Raw genomic sequence first — 21,631 nt, forward strand, 5'->3', positions numbered from 1 at the left:
ACACACGCATCACTCGCCACACACGCATCACTCGCATCACTCGTAACGCAGCAGCAACGGCACCCCCCGACGGGTCGCCATGACGGAACGCCAACCCCTGTCATGCCGGCCCGGTGCCCCCAGACCATTCCGACAAGCCATCACAACAACGCCAAAGGTGAGCAAAGATGAAGCACGATCGCTGGCTACCTTATTACCTGATCGCCCCCAGCCTGCTGTTCATGGGTGCCTTCTTTCTCTATCCGTTCATCCAGATCTTCGCCGAGGCCTTCACCAGCAGTGATGGCAACGTGGGCCTGGCCAACTTCACGCGCATCTATCAGGACTTCAACTTCTGGCCGTCACTCAAGAACACCCTGCTGCTGACCGGGGTCGTGGTGCCGCTGCAGCTGGTGCTGGCCATCGGCATGGCGCTGATGGTCACCAGGATGAACAAGGGGCGCGACAGCATCCTCTACATCTGGACCATCCCGCTGGGCATCTCCGATCTGGCCGCCGGCATCATCTGGCTGGCGATCCTCGAGCAGTTCGGCTTCCTCAACAGCTTCCTGAGTGCGGTCAGCGTGATCGATGCGCCGGCGTCCTGGCTCAACTATCAGAATGCCTTCGCGCTGTTTCTGGCCGTGGTGGTCGCCGAGATCTGGCGCGGTACCGCCATCGTGCTGGTGATCCTGGTATCAGGCATGGGGCTGATCCCCAAGGAATATGACGAGGCCGGTCAGGTGTTCGGCGCCAGCTACTGGCAGCGCCTGTGGAAGATCACCCTGCCGATGCTGCGCCCCAGCATCCAGTCGGCGCTGATTCTGCGCACCCTGCTGGCACTCGAGGTCTTCGCGGTGGTGATGATGCTGGGCGGCAGTGACATGCCGGTACTGATGAGCGAGACCTTCGACTGGCAGTTCCTCTACCAGCAGACGGGTGCCGCTGCGGCCTACGCGGTGTTGATCATGCTGATCTCGGTGGTCATCACCGGCTTCTACATCAAGTTCCTCAATGTGCCGAAGGAGGCCCGCTGATGAAATCCTCTTCTTCCGAGGCCGTCATGCCGTCATCGCTTTCGTCACGCGCAAGCGCCTCCTCAGCCGACTCCTCACGCCAGGAGGCACAGACCGCCCACAAGCCACGACGCAATGACATGGCCTGGAAATGGCTGTTCCGGGCCGGTGTCGCGATTCTGGTGCTGTGGGTGCTGGTGCCCATCGCCCTGCTGATGCTCAACAGCGTCAGCACGCCGGAGCAGATCACCGGCTGGCCCAAGACCCTGACCCCGGCGCTGAGCTTCGAGACCCTCGACTTCTTCTGGCACTACCAGGGCGTGATCAGCGCGCTGGGCAACTCGCTGCTGGCCGCCGTCTTCACCATGGTGATCGCCATCGTGCTCGGCGCACCGGCAGGCTATGCGCTGGCCCGCTTCGTGTTCCCGGGCATGAATGCCTACCGCATGATCATCATCCTGTCGCGGGCCTTCCCGATGCCGCTGCTGGCGCTGCCGCTGGCCGTCATCTTCATCCAGGTCGGCATCGATGACTCCATCCTGGGTCTGGCGATGGTGCACGCCACCCTGGCACTGCCGTTTGCGGTGCTGATCACCTCCAGCCTGTTCATGGGCATTCCGGTGGAACTCGAGGAAGCCGCCTGGCTGATGGGCTGCAACCGCTGGCAGGCCTTCCGTCGCGTGGTGCTGCCGCTGGCCGCGCCGGGCATCACCGCCTCGGCCGTGTTCGCCTTCGTGATCTCATGGAACGAGGTGTTCGCCTCGGCAATTCTCACCGTCGAGAACCGCACCCTGACCGCCTTCCTGGTGCAGAGCCTTTCCGAGTCACCTGCCGAGATCAAGTATGCCGGTGGTCTGATTCTGGTCGTCCCGGCGCTGCTGTTCCTGTTCGCGATCAGGAAGTACCTGTTCAGCATGTGGGGCATTTCCAACCGCTAACGTACGCCCGCTCATCAGGCCAATGACCGGCGGCGATCTTCATCGTCTCGCAAGCGAGTTCACTTCCTCGCCGCCGCTCTCGATCAAAGGAGTCAGACCATGTCAGCCATCCAAATCAGCGCCGTACGCAAGCAGTTCGGCAAGCAGGAAATCCTCAAGTCCATCGATCTCGAGATCCGCGACAAGGAATTCACCGTGCTGCTCGGCCCGTCCGGCTGCGGCAAGTCCACCCTGCTGCGCATCATCGCGGGGCTGGAATACGAGAGCAGCGGCTCGATCCGCATCGGCGAGCGTGAGATCACCTCGCTGGCACCGCGCGATCGTCGCATCGCGATGGTGTTCCAGAACTACGCCGTCTTCCCGCACATGACCGTGGCGGAGAACATCGCCTTCGGCCTGCGCGTGCGCAAGGACAGCGAGGCGCATATCCAGCGCAAGGTGAAGGAAACCGCCGCACTGATGCATATCGAGGACCGCCTCGATCACTACTCCGGTCAGCTCTCCGGCGGTCAGCGTCAGCGTGTCGCGGTCGCGCGCGCCCTGGCGATGGAGCCGGAAGTGCTGCTGATGGATGAGCCGCTGTCGAATCTGGATGCCCTGCTGCGTCTGGAGATGCGCGCCGAGCTCAAGACCATTCTCGCCGCCTCCGACACCACCACCATCTACGTGACCCACGACCAGGTCGAGGCCATGAGCCTGGCGGACCGTATCGCGGTCATGAAGGGGGGTCAGATCGAGCAGTACGCGCCGCCCTCCGAGATCTACCACTACCCGGCGACCGAATTCGTCGGCAGCTTCATCGGCAACCCGCCGATGAACTTCATCCCGCCGGATGCGCGCTGGAATCACCCGACCCGACCCGAGCAGTCGAGCCAGCAGGTGCACAAGTGCGGTATTCGCCCCGAGGACTTCGAGGTGCGCTTCGAGCCCACCGAGAACTTCGCCCCGGTGCGCGTGCTGGTCTCGGAATTACTGGGGTCGCACAAGCAGCTGACCGCGCGTTTCGGTGACGAGATGATTCGCGTCAATGTGCCGAGTGATCTCGATGTCGGCAATGGCAGCGACATCCACATCCGCCCGCTGGCCGAGAAGGTGCGCTTCTACGACCACAGCGGCCACCTGATGTCGGCGTAAGGCACCCCGACTCCTCTCTAGCCAACCTTTCAGCCCAAACCTTTCATCCCGAACGGAGCCGACTCACATGAATGCCAAGCTCGACGCGCTCAGCGCTCACGACGTTCTCAAGCTCAACGACCTGGGCGGCTACACCGTGCCCACGCGTGGCCTCTACCCCTTCCAGTGGAACTGGGACGCCGCCATCACCGCGCTGGGCTGGCTGGCCGCCGGTGACGAAGCACGTGCCTGGCGTGAGGTCGAGCGCCTGCTGGAAGGTCAGTGGGACAACGGCATGGTGCCGCACATCGTCTTCCACGGTGACGCGGAAACCTACTTCCCGGGGCCGGAAGTCTGGGGCGTCAAGCACAGCCCGTCGACCAGCGCCATCTCCCAGCCGCCGGTGCTGGCCAGCGTCATGAAGCTGTTGTTCGAGGAAGGCCGTGATCGCCGGCTTGCCGAGGAAAAGCTGGCCGCCACCCTGCCCGGCGTCATCCGCTACCACCTGTGGTTCTACCGCGATCGTGATCCGGAACACACCGGCCGCGTGTGCAGCTATCACCCGTGGGAATCGGGCATGGACAACAGCCCCCAGTGGGATGGCCCGCTGGCTGGCGTGCCGCCGGTCGATGCCGAATACGTGCGTCGCGATACCGGTCTGGTCGATCCGTCCGAGCGCCCGCACAAGTACGAATACGATCGCTATATCTATCTGGTGAAGTTCTTCCAGCAGAACGAGCACGACGCCGAGGTGCTGTATCGCGACTGCCCGTACCGCGTCGAGGACATCAGCCTGATCTCCATCCTGCACCGTGGCACGCGCGACCTGATCGCGCTGTGCGAAGAGGATGCCGCTGGTCTGGGCCTGGCCAACACCCACGGCGAGGCGCTCTTCAGCCTCAAGCAGTCGCTGGCGCGCACCGAGGAAGGCGTGCAGGCGCTGTGGAGCGATGAGCTGGGCTGTTTCCTGAGCCGCGATGCGCGTGCCAACGTGCTGCTGGATCACGTCACCACCGCCGGCATCCTGCCGCTGTTCGCCGGGGTCGCCAGCGGCGCCCAGGCGCAGCGCATGGGCGGTCTGCTCGAGGAATGGCTGGAACAGGCGCCCTTCGGTGTCGCCTCCACCCATCCGGCCAGCACCCGCTTCGAGCCGAAGCGTTACTGGCGCGGACCGAGCTGGCTGCACATCAACTGGATGCTGGCCATCGGCTGCGAGGAATATGGCATGTCCCGCGAGGCCGACCAGATCAAGCAGGCCAGCCAGAAGTGCATCGAGGCCGCCGGCTACTACGAGTACTTCAACTCGGTGACCGGCGAAGGCTGTGGCGGTCGCGACTTCTCCTGGACCGCGGCGATGGACCTCTACTGGCTCAACCCGCTGGAGAGCTTCACTGCCAGCAAGGCGGCAGCCGGCGTCGTGGAGGCTTCCTGATGACTCAGCACGCCTCTCAGCAGCAGTCTCAACAAGCCTCTCCACTGGCGCAGGCACCGCAAAAGGCACCGCTGTCACGCCAGGCAATACCGCCCATGCCGGCAACGTTCGCCAGCCGCGGCTTTCTGGGTGAGCATATCCGCTCGATCATGGACTTCTATCTGCCCAAGGCGATAGACCATGAGCGCGGTGGCTACTTCCAGGCCTGGCGCGACGACGGCACGGTGTATGCGCCCGCGGCGCGTCATCTGGTCAGCAGCACGCGGATGGTCTTCAACTTCGCGATGGAATATCTGCGCAGCGGTGATGAGCAGTGTCTGGCCGCGACCCGTCACGGCATCGATTACCTGCGCGATGTCCATCTCGATCCGCAGACCGGTGGCTATCTGTGGTCGCTGAGCGAGCAAGGCGAGGCAGACCACACCAACCAGTGCTACGGCCTGGCGTTCGTGATGCTGGCCTATGCGACGGCCTGGCGCGCCGGCATCGAGGAGGCTCGCGGCTGGCTCGAGGAGACCCGCGCGCTGATGGAAGACAAGTTCTGGTCGCCTGAGGCGGGGCTCTATGCCGACGAGGCCAGCGCCGATTGGCAGACGCTGTCCGACTACCGTGGCCAGAACGCCAACATGCATGCCTGTGAAGCCATGCTGGCCGCCTTCGAAGCCACCGACGAGGCGCACTATCTGGAGCGGGCCATGACCCTGGCCAGCAACATCTGCCAGCGTCAGGCCGCCAAGGCCGATGGCCTGATCTGGGAGCATTACGATCGCGACTGGAACGTCGACTGGGACTACAACCGCGACGACCCCAAGAACCTCTACCGCCCGTGGGGCTTCCAGCCGGGTCACCTGACGGAGTGGGCCAAGCTGCTGCTGATGCTCAAGCGTCATCGCGATGACGACTGGCTGCTGCCGACCGCGCAGCGTCTGTTCGATACCGCCCTGGATCTGGCCTGGGACAGCGAACGCGGCGGCATCTACTACGGCTTCGCGCCGGATGGCACCATCTGCGATGACGACAAGTACTTCTGGGTGCAGGCCGAGAGCCTGGTGGCCGCGGCGCTGCTGCACGAGGCCACCGGCGATTCGCACTATGCCGAGTGGTACGAGCGCCTGTGGGGCTACGCCTGGCAGCACTTCATCGACCACCAGCACGGTGCCTGGTATCGCCTTTTGAATGCCGACAACCAGCGCTTCGATGACCTGAAGAGCTCGCCCGGTGCCAAGTGTGACTATCACAGCCTCGGCGCCTGCCATGAGCTGTTGCGCGTGATCACCCGCGACTGACCGCCCGCCGGGCCGTGAATGGCGGCCCGCAGCCAGTCGCGACACGCTCGACACGTTCGATACACCCGACGACCCGACACGCCGCCCCACGCGGCGTGTCGGGTCGTCGCGTTGTGGGCGTCTGGTTTCGTGGCAAGGACGACCCGCGCTATTTTTTCGAACACCCTCCGTGTTTCTTTAGAGCACCGCTCCTGACAATACTGGATTGCGCTGACCGCCCCGGCAGAGGGTGGCAGCCGACAGCCGCGGGCATGCCCCGAGGCGCTGCATTCCAGACGTTTCATCAGCTGAAGAAACTACAATAACAAGCGGAGTCCCACATGCCCCTGTCTCAACTCCTGGACTGGCGGTTGCACCTGCTGGTCGTGGTGCTGTCTCTCGGCGCCGAACTGATCGGTATTCTCAAGTTCCCGCTCGGCCCCGGCACCTTGCTGCTGTTGCCGCTGTTCTATGCCTTCATTGCCGCCGTACTGTGCAACCCGCACCTGTTCAGTGGTACCAGGCGCTTCATCCCGCCGGTGGTCAGCGCGGCGGCAGGGCCGGTCATCCTGCTGTCGATCATGCCGTTCATCGCCCGCTTCGGTTCCACCATCGGCCCGGCCATCGAGCAGCTGATCTCGGCGGGTCCGGCACTGATCCTGCAGGAACTGGGCAATCTGGGCACCATGCTGATCGCGATGCCGATCGCGGTGGTGGTGCTCAAGATGGGCCGCGAGGCGATCGGCGCGACCTACTCCATCGCGCGTGAACCCAATATCGCGATCATCTCCGACAAATACGGCCTCAAGGGCCCGGAAGGCGTCGGCGTGATGGGCGTCTATGTCGTGGGCACCATGTTCGGCACCCTGTGGTTCGCGCTGATGGCGGGCTACCTGACCTCACTGGACATCTTCGACCCGCGTGCACTGGCCATGGCCTGCGGTGTCGGCAGCGGCAGCATGGTGGCGGCGTGTTCCGGCGCCATCGCCGGTGCCCTGCCGGAGATGGGCGAAGAGCTGCTGGCCTTCGCCGGCGCCAGCAACCTGCTGACCTATGCCACCGGCCTCTACGTCTCGCTGTTCATCGCTCTGCCGGTCGCCGAGCGCCTGTTCCGCTTCTTCAGCCGCAAGCGGGCCGGCAGCGATGACGCCATGAATGACGAGGAAGCCAAGCTCGCCTCAGACGCGCTGGTTGAAGACCGCCCAGAGAACCAGCTGGGCAAGACGGCCATGGTCGTCGCGGCCGTCTGCGTGGTCGGCTGGGTGGTCAACACCATCAATGGTGCCAGCCTGATCGACGCCGCCCCCGGCATGCTGATCCTGTACGTGATGACCATGCTCGGCCTGCTGGTCGCCCGCTTCATGCCCTTCTACCTGCCGGCCATCGCCTGGGTGTCGCTGGTCAGCATCCTGATGACGCTGCCGTGGTTCCCGGGCAGCGGCTGGATCACCGAGCAGCTGGGCTTCGTCAACTTCCTCGCCATCGTCACGCCGGTACTCGGCTATGCGGGTCTGGCGCTGAGCAAGCGCGAGTTCAGCATGTTCCGCCAGGCGGGCTGGAAGCTGGTGATCATCTCGCTGCTGGTCTTCACTGGCACCTATATCGGCTCGGCGGTCGTGGCGCAGGCACTGCTCTGATCACACGGGCTTCGGGCTTTACCTTTCGCTTCACCCTTCGCTCCTCACTTGCATACCCTTCTCATCACTTTCACGCCGGCACTCCAGGGTGCCGGTTTCCACAGGAATTCAGCATGCAACTACCCGACAAGATCGACGAGGCACTGCTGCGCAGCTGGCGTCATGAGTTTCATCAGCATCCCGAGACGGCCTTCGAGGAGCACCGCACCTCGGCGCGCGTCGCCGAGATCCTGCGTGCGGCAGGCCTGGAAGTCACCACGGGACTTGCCGAGACCGGCGTGATCGCGGTGCTCGACGGCAAGCTGGGCAAGGGCCAGACCATCGGCCTGCGCGCCGACATGGATGCGCTGGATGTCACCGAGGCCAACGCCGTCTCACATTGCTCGCACACGCCCGGCAAGATGCATGCCTGTGGCCATGATGGCCATACCACCATGCTGCTGGGCGCGGCCTGTGAACTGGCGCGCGATCCGGACTTTGCCGGCCGCGTGGTGTTCGTGTTCCAGCCGGCCGAGGAGAACGAAGGCGGCGGCCGCCGCATGGTCGAGGACGGCCTGTTCGAGCAGTTCCCGATGGATGCCATCTATGGCCTGCACAACTGGCCGGGGCTGGCGCTCGGCGAGGCGGCGGTGCATGAAGAGGCGGTGATGGCGGCCTTTGATGTCTTCACCCTGACCCTGAGCGGCCACGGCTGCCACGCCGCCATGCCGCATCTGGGCAAAGACACCATCCTGGCGGCCTGTCAGCTGGTGACCCAGCTGCAGGGGCTGATCAGCCGCGAGACGCCGGCGCACCAGACCGCGATTCTCAGCATCACCCAGTTCCATGCCGGTGATGCCTTCAACGTGATGCCGGAAGAGGTCGAACTTCGCGGCACCCTGCGCTGCTTCGACCCGACACTGCGCGCGCATCTGCAGCAGCGTTTCCATGACGCCGTCGATGCCATGGCGACCTTCCACGGTCTCAAGGTCAACTTCGACTATCAGCCACGCTATCCCGCGACCCGGAATGCGCCCGGCCATGCCAAACGCTGCGCCAGCGTTCTCGAACAGTTGCCGAGCATCCAGCGGGTCCATCGTGACCTGCCGCCCTCGATGGCCTCGGAAGACTTCGCCTATCTGCTGCAGGAATGTCCGGGCGCCTATATCTGGCTGGGCAACGGCGAAGAGAGCGCCTCGCTGCACAATCCGCACTACGACTTCAATGATGCGGCCACACCCATCGGCGTCAGCTACTGGACGACGCTGGTGCGTCAGCTGCTGGCCGCCGCCTGAGGCCAGGTGAACAAACCCTCGAGGGATGCTCAGCATGAAGATCTGCGTGATTGGCGATGCGCCCATTGGCACTCGGGCCATACAGGCGCTTGCGCATGCCGGAATTGAGGGCGTCATGGCAGTGGCAGCGCCCGAGGGGCAAGTCGCGAGTCATTCGTCCTTCAGCGCCGAGGTCTACCTGATGGCGCTGGCCACATCGCAACAGGTGCAGAAGGTACTGACGGGCAAGCAAGGCCTGCTGCGCAGGGCGCCGCCCGGCAGTACCGTGATCGATCTTTGCAGTGGTGATGTCACGCTCAGCCGCGAACTGGCCGTGCAGACACACCTCGCCGGCCATCACTGGCTGGAAGCGGCCACCAGTCGCAATCCCGCCGATGAGGCGAATGCCAGCCTGACGCTGTTGATCGGCAGTGATGAGGCGACAGTGACGCGCATGACAACGCTGCTCGACGCCATCTGCACGCAGCATCTGCATGTCGGAGATGCCGGCTGTGGCCATGCCGCCGCCCTGGCCAGCGACTATCTGCATGCCGCGCACCTGATCACCACCGCCGAGGCGGTCGCCATGGCCTATCGCGCGGGGGTGACACCCCAGGCGTGCATCGATGCCATCAACCTGGGCGCCGGGCGCAGTGCCGTGAGCGAGGTGAATTTTCCGCGCTGGGTGCTGCCGGGCCGCTATGACTCGGGCATCTCCACCGGTCATCTGCGCCGCGACCTGCGTCTGGCGCGCAGTTTCGTCACCACGCTCAACCTGCCGGAAGGCTTGATGAAGGCGGTCTTCGAGCGCTGTCAGCCGCCGGAGCTGTGTCCGGCGGACGAGGATGATCTCCATCATCTGTGCGATCGCTGGCTGAGCAAGGTACCTGCCCAGCTGCCCCTGCCGCGACTGACCGAACCCAGAGCCCCTAAACCACAAGCCCTTGCTATCAGCGCGCTTCCTGACGCGGACCACTGAACGCCGCGATCCAGCGTTCAAGATGGCGCAGGAGCTGCAGGCTGGCACGCGGCATGCGCCGCCCGACCCGCGTGATGATATGCGCGCGGGCCTGGCGGAAGCTGGCGCACTCCACATCCCGCGCGATCAACACGCCCTCCTGAAGCTCACGCGCCGCGGCGAAGGCCGGCAACAGCGTGATGCACAGCTCGGAGCGCGCCGCCTGCTTGAGTACCTCCATGGAATTGGTCTGCACCACCATATGCGGGCGCACCCCTGCCTCACGAAAACCATCGTCCATCAGCTGACGCACGCCGTGGCTCGGCCCCCACAGCGCCATGGGATGTTGTGCCACTTCCTCGAGCGTCAGCGCATGGGTCTCGCTTGCCAGCGGATGCTCCGGCGACATGATGGCCACCAGCGGCTGCGGGCTTGAATGCCAGAAGCGCAGCTGGGGATGGACCCGCTCGTGATACATCAGGCCGATATCCGCCTCATCCTCGATCACGCTGTCGATGATGCTCTGCATGCTGCCAGTATCGACCTTGAGCGTGATGCCGGGGTACTGCTTGCGAAAGGCACGCAGCGGGCTGTTGATGATATCGCCGACGAAGCCTTCGCCGATGATCAGGCGGATTTCCCCGGTTTCCAGCCGCTGATAGGCATCGAGGCGCTCGCCGAGGTGCTGGTCGAGCTTCTCTCGCTGCAGGATGTAATCCAGCAGCATCTCGCCGACTCGCGTCGGCTGCACGCCGTCACGGGTGCGCTCGATGAGCGAGGCGGCCATGGCCTCTTCGAGCAGACCTATCTGACGACTGACAGCCGAGGGGGCGATGTTCAGACGCGCGGCGGCACGCCGGATGGAGCCGGCTTCGACGGTGACCTGAAAATAGACGAGACGCTGATGCGGGATATCCATGAGGCGCTCTGCAGAGGATGGGAGAGTGGCTAAGAAAAGCGGAGAGTCTTCACACAAGACGCAGCCAGCAGAGTACCCGATATCCGGGCGCCTCGGGCAGCGCGCGGTTGAACTCATCCTCCCTCAACGCCATATCAAAATAAATCATCGCCTCGCCTCCTCGCCTCTCCTCCTCCTCTTCATGACAGTTCTCACAGCTCTCGGCGCTGTGACACGAGGGCAGACGATCAGCGTCGCGAGCTGACCCAATGGAGGGGCAGACGCACCCGCCATTCTGAAGCCAGTGCGCGAATAGGCTAAGATGGACCATCGCTTCACTGACTGTGCCTGCGTGACAAACCACACAGTCCCAAAAACAAGGAGATTCAATATGCTGACCATCTCCAATTCGGTAGCGCTGGCCGACTGGGAAATCGACCTTACCCAGATTCGCGCCCAGGGCAATGGCGGACAGAACGTCAACAAGGTCGCCTCCGCCGTTCACCTGCGCTTCGATGTGCAGCGTTCGACGCTGCCCGGCTTCTACAAGGAGCGCCTGATGCAGCTGTCGGATCAGCGCATCAGCAAGGAAGGCGTCATCATCATCAAGGCGCAGAGCCATCGCACCCTCGAGCTGAACAAGGAAGATGCGCTGGCGCGCCTCAAGGCGATGATTCTGGAGGCCGTCAAGGTACAGAAGGCGCGCCGTGCGACAGCGCCCAGCAAGGGGGCCAAGCGTCGCCGGGTCGACAGCAAGACGCGCAAGGGCAAGATCAAGGCCATGCGCGGCAAGGTACAGGACTGACCCCACCACAGGCGGCGGCCAGCTCACAGCTCACGTCAGGGACGACAATTCATGCGCAACATCATCAGCTCGGCCGTGCTGGGCGGCCTGCTGGCCGTGGGGATGGTCTGGAGTGGCAGCTATCTCAAGCAGGCCGCGCAGGTGTGGGAATCTTCCAGCCGCGTGGTCACCGTCAAGGGGCTCGCGGAGCGTGAGGTCAAGGCCGATCTGGCCCTCTGGCCGCTGCACTTCAGCGTCAATGCCAATCAGCTGACCGGGCTTCATGAGGCGCTGGCCAATGATGAGCGCAAGATTCGCGCCTTTCTCACCGCCCGGGGCTTCCCCGCCGACCAGGTCACCGTGACCTCTCCCCAGGTGACTGACCTCTATACCAACAGCTACAACGCTCAGCGCCCGGATGAACGCTATCGCGCCGAAGCCACGGTGCTGGTGCGCTCGCCCAAGGTCGACCTCGTCAAGCAGAGTGCCTCACTGACCGGTGAGCTGGTGCGCGAAGGCATCCTGCTCTCGGCTGACTATGCCTATCGCACCGAATTCCTGTTCACGGGGCTTGAAGCCATCAAGCCCGACATGATCGCGGCCGCGACCGCGGATGCCCGGCGCGCCGCCCAGCAGTTCGCGGAGGATTCCGGCAGCACGGTGGGTCACATCAAGCATGCCAGCCAGGGCTATTTCTCGATCTCGGATCTCGACAGCTATACCCCTGACATCAAGAAAGTCAGAGTCGTGACCACCATCGACTACACCCTGAGCCACTGATCACCTCTCGACAGCCCCCATCTTCGCCATATGGAGCCCCCATGTCCGATACCCCGCTGAGCAAGACCCAGACGAGCTTCTATCGACGCCTGTTCGTGGCCCACCTCATCGCGCATGACATCGCCAGCGTACCGGCCATCATCGCTGCCACCGGCATGCCGCGGCGCACCGCCCAGGACACCATCACTGCCCTGGGTGAGCTCGAGATCGTCTGTGAATTCCAGCGTGAGGAAGGCCAGCGCAACAATATCGGCCACTACGTGATTCGTGACTGGGGGCCGATCAATGCCCAGTGGGTCGCCGACAACGCCGAGCGCCTGCAGAAGACACTGGGCTATGCGTGAGAGGCGTGAGCTTCATCGAAAACGAGGTCCGAGAAATGACGGTCGAAAATGAGGGTCTAGGGATGAGGATCGAGAAGTGAAGGTCGACAGATGGCTTTCAAGAACAAGCTCTCAAGAATGAGCTCTCAAGCATGAGGCCTGCAGCATGATGGCTGAGATATGACGGCCGAGATTCTGAACAGTGCCCTTCAGCATGGCGTGATCGCCATGCTGATCCAGCTGGCGCTATGGCCGCTATTTGGCGTGTGGTCGGCAGGTGCCATCGCCGTGGCCCTGTTTCTGGGCCGCGAGATCGCTCAGCACGAATACAAGGGCGACGGCCCCAAGGCGGAGCGCTGGGACTACGGACTGCTGCAACACTGGAATCTGGATTCCTGTCTCGATGTCGCCCTGCCGCTGCTCTGCTGTATGTGCCTGGCCAGCACGGTCTGGGCGCTCAGGCGCTATCGGGCCAGAACATGACCCTGTGCGCGCCCTGCGAATAAATGAGACGCGCACATGCACGTCGAAGAGCAGATGCACGGCGAAGAGTGAACGTCGTAAAAAGCGTGTGCCGCAAAAGCCCGTGCCGCAACAGTGTGCGCCGTAAAAAGTGAAAAACCTGCGCAGTCTTCTCTGAACGGCTCCCCTTCCCCAGCGCTGCGTTCTACCCTTCCTTGTCCTGCTGGTTTTTCTTGTCTTTGTAGTCTTTCTGGCTGTCTCGCTTGCCCTGCGCTCGCCTGTCTCTTGCCTGCTTTTCCCCTCAGCACGGCGCAACGACATTCGCTGAAGAACGTTGCCTCAAGCATCATCAGCCAACGGCAACGCTGGTGACACTGCGCCGTGCGGCGCTCGATGCAGTGGCGGAAGGCACAGAGGCTGCGCGACGACGCAGCGGATGTCGGGCGCGATCCTGCAGGTATGCCGAGAGCGTTTCCGGGCGAATGCCGGGATGCTGGAAGACGTAATCCTCGGTGATGATCGACAGAAATTCAGCACTGCGCGCACCCGCGACCTCAAACCCCAGGATGAAATGCCGCGACTGAGAGACCTCGAAGCAGTAGTTCTCGGCGGCCACGGCGCAGGTCTGCACCACATAGCCTCCGCCCAGCTGTTCTCTGAGGATGGATCGTTCGGGATTGAATCGAGATGCCGTGTAAATGTCTATGATTTTCATTATCACCCCCAATATCGACTGGCGCAGTATATACGAAAACTCTAATACTTACATGCTTAGATAACTCATCCTGTTTACCTCGCCTTTCGAACCGACAGAAAATTGATCCACATCAACTCAATCGGCAGCGCTTTCAGGGTCACATGCCAGAGGCATCTGCCTGGATCAACACAAAAGAACTTGCGCGAGCACAGCGCTGATTGAGCTGAGGGGCCAGGAAAGTGAGCAATACGGGCGAAGGCGAGATGCGGGAGACAGGCTGGTTGTCGCGGGAAGGGAAATGAAGAAGGGAAATGAGGAAGGGAAATGAGGAGCGGAGAATGGAAAAGAAGAGCGCAGAACGAACAGTAAAGAGGCAGGTATCTTTCGGACATGCGAAAACGCAAAAAGGCCATCCGTTTCCGGATGGCCTTTTCACTTGAATCTGGTCGGGACGACAGGATTCGAACCTGCGACCTCTGCAACCCCATTGCAGCGCGCTACCAAGCTGCGCCACGTCCCGACAGTGCCTGGAAGAGCTTCCCCCTCAAGACGAGACGTAATGTACCGCATTGATCTCAAAAAGAAAAGCAGGAATCTCACATTTCTTTACCTGCGTCGTGATCTGTTGTCGCAGTGACGCCTGAATCCGCTGTCGGCATTGCAAAATGCCCGGGTGCGACGCATGTTCAAGAAGCAGGCATTCATTTCGCACCTTCGAATGCAACGCCCCATGAACGACAAACGTCCAGAGGAGTTCGCGACTGATGATCCAATTCACGCTTACCACCACGCTCAAGGGCGGCACCAGCGTCAGCGGAGACCCCATCAAGGTCAGCGCCGACAGCGCTCCTGCCGCCGGCAGCCAGATCACCAAGGGGCAATGGCTGGCACTCGATGCCCTGTCACCCAACTTTCCGGTGACAGTCACGGGAGTCGAAGAGGATGACGATGGCAACACCCTAGTGCGCCTCAAGGAAGCCGATAGCCCGGATGCCAACGATCCCGACAGCTACCGCTACACGCCCTGGAAATAAGCGAGCGGCGCAGGAAATCATTGGGAAAGCGTGAGAGGGTATCGCGTCAGGTCAAACAGGCGTTATCTTGCGCCTTACCCGAAAAATCAACCTATATCGTTGCGCGCAATGATATATAAGACAAGTTTTGACCCGCACTTCGTTAGCATAAGGTTTGCGTGTCTTCGTTGGCTCTGGCGAGCTGTGGCTGATGATGAGGTGGTGTATTATCCGCCTTTCCCGGTTGGTGCCTGGCGTGCACTGACATTTCGATGCCCGAGGTCACATGGTCAGCCCATTGAAATTGATAGTTACCTCCTGGCGTTGGCTGGTCGGCAAGACCGGCTCCGCGCGCGAGATACTCCATCATGGCTTTCTCGTTTCCGCTGTCTTCATCGGATTGATCTCGGCCCTCTTCAATTCCCTATTTGACCTCACCCTTCCTGCGTACAACATCGTGCTGGTCACCACCAGCGCGTTCATCGCCCTGATGTGGTATCGCTCGCGCTTTCATGGTGAGTTCCAGCGCATGGCCTGGTTGTTCTGTGCGCTTGTGACCTTCGTGATGCTGCCTGGCAATTGGCTATTCAATCATGGCGCGACCGGTCCCACCCTGCTGTTCTATCTAATGGCGGCAGCCTATGTGCTAGCGGTACTTCCAGCTAATCCCAAGCGCCGTGGCATCATCATCATTGGACTCATGTTCATGCCTTGGGGGCTGCTGGCCTTCGAGTATTCAAGGCCGGGGCTGGTCAGCGGCTATGCCACAGAAGGCATGCGCTTCATTGACATGGGCTTCAGTTACACGCTCTCTTTTGGACTGCTCAGCGTAGTGATCGCAGGCTACGCTCGACGCATCCATGAAGAGCGTGATATTGCCAATGCCTATGCCGCTCGACTCGAGCGCCTCAACTTGCTGGATAGCCTGACCGGCCTCTACAACCATCGCGCCATCCACGAACAGGCTAAAGCCTGGATCAGGCGTTCGCAAAGTTCCTGTTTGCTAATCTGTGATCTGGATCATTTCAAGATGATCAATGACAACCACGGGCATCCATACGGCGACACGGTACTGGAAGAATTCTCACGCCATGTCAGTCTGCTAACGCAGGAGTTCTCGGGAGAAGCAGGGCGCTATGGCGGCGAGGAGTTCATGATCCTGATTCCCGGCACCCTGGCGACGGCTCGCCAGTTCGACAGATGCCTGCGGGAGCGCTGCGAAACCTCGCCCCTGCTGCACGGGGTGATACTCTTCAGCACCGGCGCCAGCGAATTGCACGACGATGACACCCTGTCGAGCTGGGTCAAGCGCAGTGATGACGCTCTCTATCACGCCAAGGAAAATGGCCGAGGCCGCCTGATGGTCGACAAGGACCTTAGCGTCATCTGAGCCGCGGCAGCTCCGGCTGAGCCATCCCCAACGACAACGCCCCCGCAAGCATGGCTTGCGGGGGCGTTTCGTGTACCGCATGACATCAAGCAAACGCTATCGCTTAGCGCTCGCCCTTCAGCCATTCGAGATTGATCTCGTGCTGGCCGTTGTCATCGGTGATGAAGATGGTTCCTTCGGAGATCATTACGGTCCACTTGATGTTCCGTGGCAGCGACTCAGTGATGGCGTCCAGCGAACCTTCCGGCACGGCCGCGATGTTGAGGTTGGAGAGCCCCGCCACCGCCGGCACGACCTTGGCTTCCCACACGCGCAAGCTGCCATAGGCCAGCAGCGAGGTTCGCTCGGTGCGTCGCGAGCACCAGGTCAGGCGCTCGGCATCCGGCTGACCGACTTCGATCCAATGCAGGACACGGCCATCGAGGCTCTTTTCCCACAGCGCCGGCTCATCGACATCGGACAGGCCACGACCGAACGCGATGTTCTCGCTGTACCACAGGGCGTGGCCCAGCAGACGCACACAGAGACGCAGTTCGGTTTCGGAGGGATGACGAGCCACCGTGAAGCGCAGGGTCTCGTAGACGCCGCGATCCAGGTCGGTCAGCGACAGATCCACCTTGTAAGGCGTGGAAGACAGGGCCATGAAAATCTCTTCTTGAAAAGGCAGACGTCTTGGAAAGGCGATGGCAGGCAGTCACTCTGCCGATAAAGCACCATGCTCCTCGACTGAACCACGCGCATGACAATGCAAGCGCGTGGGTGCGGAGCGCAGAGTCTACCCTAGCCGGGCCCTAAACGCCCGACTCCTGCCTGGCATGCCCGCCCTCAGGCGAGGTGACGCGCCACCAGGGCATCGATGGCATCGATATCGCTCAGGCTTTCGCGCGCCATGATCAGCTCGCGCCCGAGCGACAGCGCACGTCGCTCGGCGCGTGCGCGGGTAGTCTCATCGCCGATGGATTCGAGCTCCAGAATATGCGCAAGCCCCACGGTGCGGCGGATCAGCTCACAACCGGCGTAGCCGAGCGCATCACGTAACATGCGAGCCAACAGACGATCTGCCACGCCCGGCGCAGCGAAGCTGGCATCCGGCGTGTGGGCGGCCTGCTCACGATACTCACGAGCGAAGCTTTCCCAGCTGGCGACCGCCTGGGCACGCAGCTGCGCCACGTAGTCACGCTTGTCGCCCTGCTCTGCCTCAAGCTCGGTATGCGCACAGGCCGCCAGCCACAGTGCCGCCAGCCAGCTGCCGATATCGAAGCCCGCCGGGCCGAAGAAGCCGAATTCGGGATCGATGACCTTGGTGCTGTCTTCCCGCACGAAGATCGAGCCGGCATGCAGATCGCCATGCAGCAGCGCCTCGGGCGCGGACAGGAAACGCTGCTTGAGCTCGGCCACTTCGACTTTCAGGGCGACGTCCTGCCACAAGGCTTCGGCATCCGCGCGCAGCGCCGGATTGATGCTGTTGCGCTCGTGATCGCAGAACGGATCGATGAAGAACAGGTCTTCGGTGATCTTGCACTGATCGGGATTGATGAAGCGTGCGACGCGCGCCTTCTTGTCGTGGGCATCGAGTGCCAGATCGCTGCTGCGATACAGCGTGGTGGCCAGAAAACTCCCCATCTGCTCGCCCAGCCGCGGCAATGACGCGCGCTCCAGGAAGGCATGGCGCAGATTGCGGTGATCGCCGATATCTTCCATCACGATCGCCGAGCGAGCTTCATCGAAGTGATGGAGCGCCGGTACCAGGTCCGGTGCGCAGGCGGCCTCGAATTGCAGGGTTTCCGCCTCGATGCGCACACGTACCAGCGACAACGGCCAGCTTTCGCCGATGATGCGCACCCAGGGCAGGCCCTGCTTGACGATCACCGAGGCGGAGCGGTCCGGCGTGCAGACGCGATAGACATAGTTGATGTTGCCATCGCCGATCTCTTCGACCTGAAGTTCTTCAGCGGTCGTGAAGGCCGGATAGCGCGCACCCACGTGCTGGCGCGCGAAGGCGATCACATCCGCATCATCGCGAAACTGATAGTCGATGGAGGGTGAAGTGCTAGCGGTGGAGTCTTGAGCAGTCATGGCAGGTCTCAGCGCTGAATCATGAAGTCGCCGGCCTCGATGGCGCTTGGCGTGCGTGGCACGTGAAGCACTTCAAGGCTCTCACCTTATTTCTTACAGAAATAAGAAGGCGATCAGTTATAGCGAGAAGATGCCTGCTGGCGCGGCGATTGGCAAGACCTGCCGAGTGAGTTTTACTCAGCTCGGCAGGCGCTTGTCGCATGCAGGGTGCTGCATTACTGGATGGGTGCCAGCAGATAGGCCGCGCGCGAGACCAGCTTACGCCACATCGGCCGCGCATCCAGCTCTTCGCAGCTGATTTCACGACAGTGGCGGAAGTCCTCTTCGAGCATCGCCTCCACTTCCGAGGCGAACTGGTGATCGGGCACGAACGCCGTGATCTCGAAGTTGAGGCGGAAGGAGCGATTGTCGAGATTTACGGTGCCAATGGTCGCCGTATGGCTATCCATCAACATCACCTTCTGATGCAGGAAGCCGGGCTGATAGCGGAAGACACGCACACCGGAGCGAATCATCTCGGACAGGAACGAGAACGCCGACAGGAATACCAGTAGGTGATCGGGACGCTCAGGAATCATCACCCGCACATCCACCCCACGCAACGCCGCGATCTTTAGCGCATCCTGCACCCCCTGGTCCGGCACGAAATAGGGACTGGTAATCCAGATACGACTGACCGAGGAGTGAATCGCCTGCTGCACCAGCAGACTGGCCGTCTCTCGGCGGTCCGCCGGGCCGGAGGGCACGATCACCACATGCTGACATTCGTCACAGCTGATCTGTGGCTGCCATTCGAGCGACAGCACCTCACCGGTCGCCCAGTGCCAGTCTTCCCAGAAGGCTTCCTGCAGGCCCATCACGCTGGGCCCCTCAAGCTTGAGGTGGGTATCGCGCCAAGCGCCATAGCGTTCGGAATGACCCAGATACTCATTGCCGACATTCAGCCCGCCGACGAAGCCGACGCGGCCGTCGATGACGGTGACCTTGCGGTGATTGCGGAAGTTGATCTGGAAGCGATGGCGCCAACCGCGCGAGGAATTGAAGGCACTGACCTCACACCCCGACTCCATCAGATCATTCAGATAGCCATCGGGCAGCTTGCGCGAGCCGATCTCGTCATACAGGAAACAGACTCGCACGCCGCGTTCGGCGCGGCGCATCAACTTCTGCTTGAGACGCACCCCCAGCTCATCGTTACGTACGATGAAGAACTGGATCAGGATGTAATCCTCGGCGGCGTCGATAGCATGAAACAGTGCATCGAAGGTGTGCTCGCCATTGATCAGCAACTTGGCGCGGTTGCCGGTAGTGACCGGCATCATCGCCAGACGCTCGATGGCATCCAGATGGGTGGGATTGCCTCCCAGCGGGCGTGACAGCCACGGCGACAGCTTGGGCCGAAAGCGCATCAGCACGCGGCGCATGGTCGAATCGCGCTCCTCACGAGCGCTGACGTAACCATAGAAGCGTGGACGTCCGAACACCCAGTACAGTGGCAGCGCCACGTAGGGGAATGTCAGCAGACACAGAATCCAGGCGATCGCCCCTTGTGAAGTGCGGCTCGACATCAGGGCCATGACGGCAGACATGGCACCGAGGATATGACTGGTCAGCAGTAGAAAGCCGAGTAGCCAGGCGGTCATTGCAACTCCATTGCAGGCGTCAGGGTTGCCAGAGTATGCCACAGCAGCGCGCGCGACGATGCCGTTGCATTGGCGCTCAGGAAGATGTCTTGAGCGCCGCAAAGCCAAGAACCCCGCCGATGAATGATCACGGGCGGGGTTCTTCATGTCATCTCACAAGGACGCATGTCACAAGGACGCATGTCACAAGGACGTATGTCGCAGGGACGTGGCGATTCATCACTCGGCCGTCATCAGGCGCGGCTGGCGATGATTTCCTTCCACTTGGCTGGGCCCGTCTGGTGCACGGAGACGCCCGCGCTGTCGACGGCCACGGTCACCGGCATGTCTTCGACCTCGAATTCGTAGATCGCTTCCATGCCCAGGTCTTCAAACGCCAGCACACGTGACTTCTTGATCGCCTGGGCGACCAGGTAGGCAGCGCCGCCGACGGCCATCAGGTAGCTGGACTTGTTGTCACGTATGGCGTCGATCGCGGTCGGGCCACGCTCTGCCTTGCCGACCATGCCCAGGAGGCCGGTCTCTTCCAGCAGTGTGCGCGTGAACTTGTCCATGCGGGTCGCGGTGGTCGGGCCAGCCGGACCGACGACTTCGTCACGGATCGGGTCGACCGGGCCGACGTAGTAGATGAAGCGACCCTTGAGGTCGACCGGCAGCTGCTCGCCGCGCGCCAGCATCTCGGTCATGCGCTTGTGAGCGGCATCACGGCCGGTCAGCAGCTTGCCATTGAGCAGCAGGGTGTCGCCCGGCTGCCAGCTCTGCACTTCCTCGGGCGTCACGGTGTCGAGGTTGACACGCTTGACGCTGTCGCCCGCTTCACGGGTGATTTCCGGCCAGTCCTCGAGCTTGGGTGCCGGCAGTTCTGCCACACCGCTGCCATCCAGGGTGAAGTGCACGTGACGGGTCGCCGCGCAGTTCGGGATGATCGCCACCGGCTTGTTGGCCGCGTGGGTCGGGTAATCCATGACCTTGATGTCGAGCACGGTGGTCAGACCGCCGAGGCCCTGGGCGCCGACGCCAGTCGCATTGACCTTCTCGAACAGCTCGAGACGGATCTCTTCGGCGCGGTTGGAGGCACCACGCGCCTGCAGCTCCTGGATATCGATCGGCTCGAGCAGGGACTCCTTGGCCAACTGCATCGCCTTCTCGGCGGTACCGCCGATGCCGATGCCCAGCATGCCGGGCGGACACCAGCCAGCACCCATCTTCGGAATCTGCTCCAGCACCCAGTCGACCACGGAATCGGACGGGTTGAGCATCGCGAACTTGGACTTGGCCTCGCTGCCGCCGCCCTTGGCCGCGACGTGGATCTCGACGCTGTCACCCGGCACCAGCTTGTGGTGGATGATGGCCGGGGTGTTGTCCTTGGTGTTGGCACGCTTGCCGTCCGGGTCTGCCAGCACGGAGGCACGCAGCACGTTGTCCGGCAGTAGATAGGCGCGACGCACGCCTTCGTTGACCATATCATCCAGGCTCATGTCGGCCTCGAAGCGCACGTTCATGCCGACGTGAACGAAGACGGTGACGATACCGGTGTCCTGACAGATGGGACGATGACCCAGGGCACACATCCGGGAGTTGATCAGGATCTGCGCGATGGCATCCTTGGCGGCAGGATTCTCTTCACGCTCGTACGCCGCGTTCATGGCGTCGATGAAATCCTTCGGATGGTAGTAGGAGATGTACTGCAGCGCGTCGGCGACGCTCTGGATCAGGTCATCCTGGCGGATCACGGTCATCAGGATCGGCTCCTCAAGGGCAAGCGATGGGAAAGACAGACACACTGGCGCGCAGGGCACCGGGGCGATTACTGTTGTCAGGCACGGCAATCGCGCCGCCACGGGGCGAGCGTCAGGTCAGGTGCGCAGGATTATACCTCATGCGAGCACGAGGCGGCAGAGCGAATCCTGCAACCCGCAAGTCATGAGAATTCAGCAGGTTATGGCCCAGTCTGCGTGAGGCTCTCCCGGCCGG

General features: G+C 62.2%; 20 protein-coding genes and 1 tRNA gene. 14 read left to right on the top strand and 7 right to left on the bottom strand.

The window, feature by feature from the left end:
• The first annotated feature begins 167 nt into the window (after positions 1 to 167).
• The 8 genes from H2O77_RS09875 to H2O77_RS09910 all read left to right on the top strand — a co-directional run bounded on the left by H2O77_RS09875 (position 168) and on the right by H2O77_RS09910 (position 9,612).
• Complete coding sequence (locus H2O77_RS09875) at positions 168 to 1,016, top strand: sugar ABC transporter permease (RefSeq protein WP_192838913.1); 849 nt, start codon at positions 168 to 170, stop codon at positions 1,014 to 1,016.
• Complete coding sequence (locus tag H2O77_RS09880) at positions 1,016 to 1,933, top strand: carbohydrate ABC transporter permease (RefSeq protein ID WP_215822893.1); 918 nt, start codon at positions 1,016 to 1,018, stop codon at positions 1,931 to 1,933. The genes H2O77_RS09875 and H2O77_RS09880 overlap by 1 nt, the downstream gene beginning before the upstream one ends.
• A gap of 99 nt (positions 1,934 to 2,032) precedes the next feature.
• Positions 2,033 to 3,067, top strand: coding sequence for an ABC transporter ATP-binding protein (locus H2O77_RS09885; protein WP_107334666.1), 1,035 nt, complete (start codon positions 2,033 to 2,035; stop codon positions 3,065 to 3,067).
• A gap of 67 nt (positions 3,068 to 3,134) precedes the next feature.
• Positions 3,135 to 4,478, top strand: a complete 1,344-nt coding sequence (locus H2O77_RS09890) for a trehalase family glycosidase (RefSeq protein ID WP_215822894.1) — start codon at positions 3,135 to 3,137, stop codon at positions 4,476 to 4,478.
• Complete coding sequence (locus H2O77_RS09895; protein WP_346428182.1) at positions 4,478 to 5,764, top strand: AGE family epimerase/isomerase; 1,287 nt, start codon at positions 4,478 to 4,480, stop codon at positions 5,762 to 5,764. The genes H2O77_RS09890 and H2O77_RS09895 overlap by 1 nt, the downstream gene beginning before the upstream one ends.
• Positions 5,765 to 6,084: 320 nt before the next feature.
• Positions 6,085 to 7,380, top strand: a complete 1,296-nt coding sequence (locus H2O77_RS09900; RefSeq protein WP_215822895.1) for a DUF3100 domain-containing protein — start codon at positions 6,085 to 6,087, stop codon at positions 7,378 to 7,380.
• Positions 7,381 to 7,493: 113 nt separating this feature from the next.
• Positions 7,494 to 8,654 (top strand): M20 aminoacylase family protein, encoded by a 1,161-nt coding sequence (locus H2O77_RS09905; RefSeq protein WP_215822896.1) that lies wholly within the window; start codon positions 7,494 to 7,496, stop codon positions 8,652 to 8,654.
• A 34-nt stretch (positions 8,655 to 8,688) separates the two neighbouring features.
• Positions 8,689 to 9,612 (top strand): NAD-binding protein, encoded by a 924-nt coding sequence (locus H2O77_RS09910; protein WP_276315196.1) that lies wholly within the window; start codon positions 8,689 to 8,691, stop codon positions 9,610 to 9,612.
• Here H2O77_RS09910 and H2O77_RS09915 read toward each other — a convergent pair.
• Positions 9,584 to 10,510 (bottom strand): LysR family transcriptional regulator, encoded by a 927-nt coding sequence (locus H2O77_RS09915; protein ID WP_054556984.1) that lies wholly within the window; start codon positions 10,508 to 10,510, stop codon positions 9,584 to 9,586. The genes H2O77_RS09910 and H2O77_RS09915 overlap by 29 nt on opposite strands.
• A gap of 370 nt (positions 10,511 to 10,880) precedes the next feature.
• On the opposite strand from H2O77_RS09915, the gene arfB reads away from it, so the two are divergent.
• The 4 genes from arfB to H2O77_RS09935 all read left to right on the top strand — a co-directional run bounded on the left by arfB (position 10,881) and on the right by H2O77_RS09935 (position 12,859).
• Positions 10,881 to 11,294: an alternative ribosome rescue aminoacyl-tRNA hydrolase ArfB gene (gene arfB, locus H2O77_RS09920; protein WP_043334927.1), complete on the top strand. Its 414-nt coding sequence runs from the start codon at positions 10,881 to 10,883 to the stop codon at positions 11,292 to 11,294.
• Between the two features lie 51 nt (positions 11,295 to 11,345).
• The gene (locus tag H2O77_RS09925) at positions 11,346 to 12,053 is read left to right on the top strand and encodes an SIMPL domain-containing protein (protein WP_215822898.1); all 708 of its coding nucleotides are present in this window, start codon (positions 11,346 to 11,348) and stop codon (positions 12,051 to 12,053) included.
• A 41-nt stretch (positions 12,054 to 12,094) separates the two neighbouring features.
• The gene (locus tag H2O77_RS09930) at positions 12,095 to 12,397 is read left to right on the top strand and encodes a winged helix-turn-helix domain-containing protein (protein ID WP_192838920.1); all 303 of its coding nucleotides are present in this window, start codon (positions 12,095 to 12,097) and stop codon (positions 12,395 to 12,397) included.
• Positions 12,398 to 12,556: 159 nt separating this feature from the next.
• On the top strand, positions 12,557 to 12,859 hold the full coding sequence (locus H2O77_RS09935; protein ID WP_215822899.1) for a hypothetical protein: 303 nt from the start codon (positions 12,557 to 12,559) through the stop codon (positions 12,857 to 12,859).
• A gap of 328 nt (positions 12,860 to 13,187) precedes the next feature.
• Here the strand turns inward: H2O77_RS09935 and H2O77_RS09940 are convergent, their stop codons facing one another.
• Together H2O77_RS09940 and H2O77_RS09945 are read right to left on the bottom strand one after the other, a co-directional pair.
• Positions 13,188 to 13,553, bottom strand: coding sequence for a hypothetical protein (locus tag H2O77_RS09940; protein ID WP_215822900.1), 366 nt, complete (start codon positions 13,551 to 13,553; stop codon positions 13,188 to 13,190).
• 425 nt (positions 13,554 to 13,978) lie between these two features.
• Positions 13,979 to 14,055: transfer RNA gene (locus tag H2O77_RS09945), tRNA-Pro, on the bottom strand.
• A 244-nt stretch (positions 14,056 to 14,299) separates the two neighbouring features.
• On the opposite strand from H2O77_RS09945, the gene H2O77_RS09950 reads away from it, so the two are divergent.
• Together H2O77_RS09950 and H2O77_RS09955 are read left to right on the top strand one after the other, a co-directional pair.
• Positions 14,300 to 14,569: a hypothetical protein gene (locus H2O77_RS09950; RefSeq protein ID WP_215822901.1), complete on the top strand. Its 270-nt coding sequence runs from the start codon at positions 14,300 to 14,302 to the stop codon at positions 14,567 to 14,569.
• 265 nt (positions 14,570 to 14,834) lie between these two features.
• A complete protein-coding gene (locus H2O77_RS09955; protein ID WP_215822902.1) occupies positions 14,835 to 15,938 on the top strand; it encodes a GGDEF domain-containing protein in 1,104 nt (367 codons plus the stop codon).
• A 103-nt stretch (positions 15,939 to 16,041) separates the two neighbouring features.
• Here the strand turns inward: H2O77_RS09955 and H2O77_RS09960 are convergent, their stop codons facing one another.
• The 4 genes from H2O77_RS09960 to H2O77_RS09975 form a co-directional block, all read right to left on the bottom strand.
• Positions 16,042 to 16,581: a YaeQ family protein gene (locus H2O77_RS09960; protein ID WP_215822903.1), complete on the bottom strand. Its 540-nt coding sequence runs from the start codon at positions 16,579 to 16,581 to the stop codon at positions 16,042 to 16,044.
• A 182-nt stretch (positions 16,582 to 16,763) separates the two neighbouring features.
• On the bottom strand, positions 16,764 to 18,014 hold the full coding sequence (mtnK, locus tag H2O77_RS09965; RefSeq protein ID WP_215822904.1) for an S-methyl-5-thioribose kinase: 1,251 nt from the start codon (positions 18,012 to 18,014) through the stop codon (positions 16,764 to 16,766).
• A 215-nt stretch (positions 18,015 to 18,229) separates the two neighbouring features.
• The gene (gene cls / locus H2O77_RS09970) at positions 18,230 to 19,657 is read right to left on the bottom strand and encodes a cardiolipin synthase (RefSeq protein WP_192838926.1); all 1,428 of its coding nucleotides are present in this window, start codon (positions 19,655 to 19,657) and stop codon (positions 18,230 to 18,232) included.
• Positions 19,658 to 19,890: 233 nt separating this feature from the next.
• On the bottom strand, positions 19,891 to 21,396 hold the full coding sequence (locus H2O77_RS09975) for a fumarate hydratase (protein ID WP_054556993.1): 1,506 nt from the start codon (positions 21,394 to 21,396) through the stop codon (positions 19,891 to 19,893).
• Positions 21,397 to 21,631 lie beyond the last annotated feature (235 nt).

This window comes from Cobetia sp. 4B, assembly GCF_018831605.1.
Lineage (GTDB): Bacteria > Pseudomonadota > Gammaproteobacteria > Pseudomonadales > Halomonadaceae > Cobetia > Cobetia amphilecti.

Bases quoted from the DNA above. Each gene is read 5' to 3' on its own strand.
- H2O77_RS09890 (WP_215822894.1), top strand. From the start codon at position 3,135: ATGAATGCCAAGCTCGACGCGCTCAGCGCTCACGACGTTCTCAAGCTC.
- H2O77_RS09915 (WP_054556984.1), bottom strand. From the start codon at position 10,510: ATGGATATCCCGCATCAGCGTCTCGTCTATTTTCAGGTCACCGTCGAA.
- H2O77_RS09905 (WP_215822896.1), top strand. From the start codon at position 7,494: ATGCAACTACCCGACAAGATCGACGAGGCACTGCTGCGCAGCTGGCGT.
- H2O77_RS09910 (WP_276315196.1), top strand. From the start codon at position 8,689: ATGAAGATCTGCGTGATTGGCGATGCGCCCATTGGCACTCGGGCCATA.
- H2O77_RS09960 (WP_215822903.1), bottom strand. From the start codon at position 16,581: ATGGCCCTGTCTTCCACGCCTTACAAGGTGGATCTGTCGCTGACCGAC.
- H2O77_RS09900 (WP_215822895.1), top strand. From the start codon at position 6,085: ATGCCCCTGTCTCAACTCCTGGACTGGCGGTTGCACCTGCTGGTCGTG.
- H2O77_RS09975 (WP_054556993.1), bottom strand. From the start codon at position 21,396: ATGACCGTGATCCGCCAGGATGACCTGATCCAGAGCGTCGCCGACGCG.
- H2O77_RS09940 (WP_215822900.1), bottom strand. From the start codon at position 13,553: ATGAAAATCATAGACATTTACACGGCATCTCGATTCAATCCCGAACGA.
- H2O77_RS09925 (WP_215822898.1), top strand. From the start codon at position 11,346: ATGCGCAACATCATCAGCTCGGCCGTGCTGGGCGGCCTGCTGGCCGTG.
- H2O77_RS09880 (WP_215822893.1), top strand. From the start codon at position 1,016: ATGAAATCCTCTTCTTCCGAGGCCGTCATGCCGTCATCGCTTTCGTCA.
- H2O77_RS09895 (WP_346428182.1), top strand. From the start codon at position 4,478: ATGACTCAGCACGCCTCTCAGCAGCAGTCTCAACAAGCCTCTCCACTG.
- H2O77_RS09950 (WP_215822901.1), top strand. From the start codon at position 14,300: ATGATCCAATTCACGCTTACCACCACGCTCAAGGGCGGCACCAGCGTC.
- mtnK (WP_215822904.1), bottom strand. From the start codon at position 18,014: ATGACTGCTCAAGACTCCACCGCTAGCACTTCACCCTCCATCGACTAT.
- H2O77_RS09935 (WP_215822899.1), top strand. From the start codon at position 12,557: ATGACGGCCGAGATTCTGAACAGTGCCCTTCAGCATGGCGTGATCGCC.
- H2O77_RS09930 (WP_192838920.1), top strand. From the start codon at position 12,095: ATGTCCGATACCCCGCTGAGCAAGACCCAGACGAGCTTCTATCGACGC.
- H2O77_RS09885 (WP_107334666.1), top strand. From the start codon at position 2,033: ATGTCAGCCATCCAAATCAGCGCCGTACGCAAGCAGTTCGGCAAGCAG.
- arfB (WP_043334927.1), top strand. From the start codon at position 10,881: ATGCTGACCATCTCCAATTCGGTAGCGCTGGCCGACTGGGAAATCGAC.
- H2O77_RS09955 (WP_215822902.1), top strand. From the start codon at position 14,835: ATGGTCAGCCCATTGAAATTGATAGTTACCTCCTGGCGTTGGCTGGTC.
- H2O77_RS09875 (WP_192838913.1), top strand. From the start codon at position 168: ATGAAGCACGATCGCTGGCTACCTTATTACCTGATCGCCCCCAGCCTG.
- cls (WP_192838926.1), bottom strand. From the start codon at position 19,657: ATGACCGCCTGGCTACTCGGCTTTCTACTGCTGACCAGTCATATCCTC.